2 protein-coding genes and 1 pseudogene are annotated in these 3,770 nt (G+C 65.1%); all 3 read left to right on the top strand.

Annotation, left to right across the window (positions count from 1 at the left end; all coding sequences use genetic code 11):
- Window positions 1-146, top strand: a pseudogene (locus VJ811_RS15920) (glutamate--cysteine ligase); the annotation flags it as partial.
- Window positions 147-443: 297 nt separating this feature from the next.
- Window positions 444-1,388 (top strand): hypothetical protein, encoded by a 945-nt coding sequence (locus tag VJ811_RS15915; protein WP_324074120.1) that lies wholly within the window; start codon window positions 444-446, stop codon window positions 1,386-1,388.
- Window positions 1,389-1,533: 145 nt separating this feature from the next.
- Window positions 1,534-3,770 (top strand): TonB-dependent receptor (locus VJ811_RS15910; protein WP_324074119.1); only part of this gene is annotated, 2,237 nt, incomplete at its 3' end.

Raw genomic sequence — 3,770 nt, 5'->3', positions numbered from 1 at the left:
CGATGGGCGATAACGAAGTCGGCTTCCTCGAACCGCTCCGCCGCATCGCCAAAAGCGGCAATTCGCCCGCGCACGACCTGCTCGACCGCTATGAAGGCCCATGGGGTGGCGACCTGTCGAAGATTTACGACGAGCTCAGCTTCTAAGGTCTGCGTCCGCTTTGGGGCGGGAAGCGGACTTAAAGATCCTCCCTGCGGCGAAGCCGTGGGGAGGGGGACCGCCGCGAAGCGGTGGTGGAGGGGTGGCAACCTCGCGTTAAAAACCCCTCCGTCAGCGCTCCGCGCTGCCACCTCCCCATGGCTGCGCCACAGGGAGGATCTTATGGCCGCTTCCGGTCGTTAGCAGACACGACGAAATAGGATCGCCGCCAAAGTTTTACCCTTTCCTACATTTCACCCATATGGTTCATTCTATCGGTTTCACCTAACCGAAAGGACGAATCGATGGACGACGCCTCGCACAACCCCGCCACCATCCCCGCTCCCGGCAGCTACCACTGGACCCCCAAACTCCAGCGCGAGTTTCTCGAAGCCTTCGCCACCAACGGGTCGGTGAAGATTTCGGCGGCCAAGGTCGGCATGTCGCCGTCCGCCGTCTATCAGCTCAAGCAGCGGCCCGAGGGCGCGGCGTTCAAGTTCGGCTGCGCCGCGGCGCTGCTGATCGCGCGCGGGCGCCTCGTCGACGAGCTGCTCGACCGCGCGATCTGGGGGCATGACGAGACGACCGAGCTGATGCGCGAGGAGGGCCGCAGCTTCGCCAAGCGCCGCCGCATCGATTCGCGCCTTGGCCTCGCGATGCTCGCGCGGCTCGACCAGATGGTCGAAACGCGCGCCCGCGCCGGCGAGGATATGTTCGCGCAGGTCATCGCCGGCGACTGGCCGGGCTTCCTCTCGCTCTTCGACATCGATCCCGAAAACAGCGACGCCGGGGGCCATGGCGCCGCCCTCGCGCTCTGGCTCGCCGCGCGCGACAACCGCGCCAACCCGCTCGCGACCCTGTGGCGCGGAACCGCGATCGCGAATGAAGTTGCGCTATTTTCCGCCGATTCCGACGTCGAGCCCGAACGCGCTGACGAGGAGGAACCGACCCCCGAGGAACAGGCCGCCCGAATGACCATCTGGCATGACGAGGAAACCGGCGAACTGCGCACCAACTTCCCGCCGCCCGAGGGCTTCGTCGGCATCGAGGAAGGCGTGTTCGGCGACGAGGATTATGAACGCACCCTCGACGCGGCCGAGGAAGAAGCATGGGAAAGCGCGCATGCCGAGGCCATCGAACCGCTGCGCCGCGCCGGCGAAGCCGCCCGCCGCGCCTTCTTCGCCCTCCCCGATCCCGCCAACGATCCGGCGCCCGAAGGCAGGAAGGCGCGCAAAAGCGCGAGCGGTTGAGCCGCAAAAGTGCAGCAATTGCGCAACACTGCTGACACGAAAGTCAGCGGCACGCGCTTCCGCGATTGATTGCGCGGGCGTGGAAAGCCAAAGAGCCTTGGTTTTTCCACTCTCCCATCATCAACTCTGTTTCAGGAAGCTCGCCATGCGCCACTTTCCTTCCACTATCGCTATAAGCATCGCGCTCGCCACCGCCGGCTGGGCCGTCCCCGCCGCCGCGCAGGATGCATCGACCGCCCCCGCCGCCGAAGACTCCGGCCTCGGCGACATCGTCGTCACCGCGCAGCGCCGCGAGGAAAGCCTTCAAGACGTGCCGGTTGCCGTCTCGGTGCTGTCGGGCAGCACGCTCGATGCGATCACCTCGACCGGCTCGGACGTGCGCGTGCTCGCGGGCCGCGTTCCCAGCCTCAACATCGAAAGCTCGTTCGGCCGCACCTTCCCGCGCTTCTATATCCGCGGGCTCGGCAATACCGACTTCGACCTCAACGCGTCGCAGCCGGTCAGCGTCGTTTATGACGACGTCGTCCTCGAAAACCCGATCCTCAAGGGCTTCCCCATCTTCGACCTCGACCGCGTCGAGGTTCTCCGCGGACCGCAGGGCACTTTGTTCGGCCGCAACACGCCGGCCGGCATCGTCAAGTTCGACACCGTCAAGCCCGGCAAGACCGGCGGTTATGCGCGCGCCAGCTATGGCCGCTACGGCACCACGCAGGTCGAGGTCGCGGCGGGCGCCGCCGACGACAGCGGCTTCTCGGTCCGCCTCTCGACCCTGTTCCAGCACCGCGACAATTGGGTCGACAATGTCGCGACGACCAAGAAGAACGACCTCGGCGGCTATGACGACATCGCCGCGCGCCTCCAGCTCCAATATGAAAACGGCCCCTTCACCGGCCGCGTGACCGGGCAGGTCCGCATCTATGACGGCTCGGCGATCATCTTCCGCGCCAACACCCAGCTTCCGGGCAGCAACAAGCTCGTCGGCCTCGGCGGCGCGGGCACCGAATTCGAGCGCGACAAGGTGTGGCAGGACGGTCTGAACTTCCAGAAGCTCAACACCTATAACGCCGGGCTGAACCTCGAATATGACTTCGGGCCGGTGACCGCTTATTCGATCACCTCCTATTGGAACGGCAATTTCCGCAGCCGCGGCGACATCGACGGCGGTTTCGGTGCGGTGTTCCTGCCCGTGTCGGGTCCGGGGCTTATCCCCTTCCAGGCGCAGAGCCAGGATAATGTCCCCAGCCTCGACCAGTTCACGCAGGAAATCCGCATCGCGTCAAACAACAGCGGCGGGCTCGGCTATCAGTTCGGCGCCTTCTATTTCGACGAAAAGCTCGACATTTCGAGCTTCGAATTCGGCGGCCCGACCGATGCCACGCCGTCGGCGATCGCGATCCAGCGCCAGGACAGCGAAGCCTACGGCCTCTTCGGCTCGGTCAACTATGCGTTCGACAATGGCCTGAAATTCCAGGCCGGCGCGCGCTACAACCACGACACGCGCGATTTCGTCGCGTCGCGTCCGGTCGAAACGCGCCCCGACTTTGTCGTCAATCCCAACACGCCGGTCCCGCCGCAGAGCGCCCGGGTCAAGGGCAAGCTGCTGACGTGGGACGCCAGCGCGACCTATGAGGCGTCGGACGCGCTCACGCTCTACGCCCGCGTCGCGCGCGGTTATCGCGCGCCGTCGGTGCAGGGCCGCCTGACCTTCTCGCGCGTCATCTCGACCGCCGATCAGGAAGAGACGATGTCGTATGAAGCCGGCATCAAGACCGCCTTCCTCGACAACCGCGTCCGCTTCAACCTGACCGGCTATTTCTTCGACACCAAGGATCTGCAGCTCACCGCGGTCGGCGGCACGTCGAACGTCGCGAGCCTGCTCAACGTCGACGCCAAGGGCCATGGCATCGAAGCCGAACTACAGGCGGCACCGGCGAAGGGTCTGACCTTCTCGATCGGCGGCGCATGGAACGTCGCCGAAATCGACGACGCCAACGCCTTCGTCGCGGGCTGCGGCTCGGCGACGCCATGCACCGTGCTCAACCCCGCGCGCCCCGGCAGCCCCGGCATCTTCTCGATCGACGGCAACCAGCTGCCGCAGTCGCCGAAGTTCACGCTCAACTGGACCGCGGGCTATGAAGTCCCCGTCGGCGACGGCGCACTCTATGCCTTCACCGATTGGTATTACCGCTCGAAGGTGCAGTTCTTCCTCTATCGCTCGGTAGAATTCTCGGACGACAAGCTGCTCGAGGGCGGCGTTCGCGTCGGCTACAAGACCGATCGCTTCGACATCGCGGGCTTCGTGCGCAACATCACCAACGATGAATCGCCGACTGGCGGCATCGATTTCAACAACCTGACGAGCTACGTCAACGAACCCCGCAT

The sequence above is a fragment of the Sphingopyxis sp. genome (genome assembly GCF_035250425.1).
Taxonomy (GTDB): Bacteria; Pseudomonadota; Alphaproteobacteria; order Sphingomonadales; family Sphingomonadaceae; genus Sphingopyxis.
This window is presented reverse-complemented; position numbering and strand designations above follow the sequence as displayed.

Coding starts and splice junctions, on each gene's coding strand:
- VJ811_RS15915 (WP_324074120.1), top strand. CDS start 444: ATGGACGACGCCTCGCACAACCCCGCCACCATCCCCGCTCCCGGCAGC.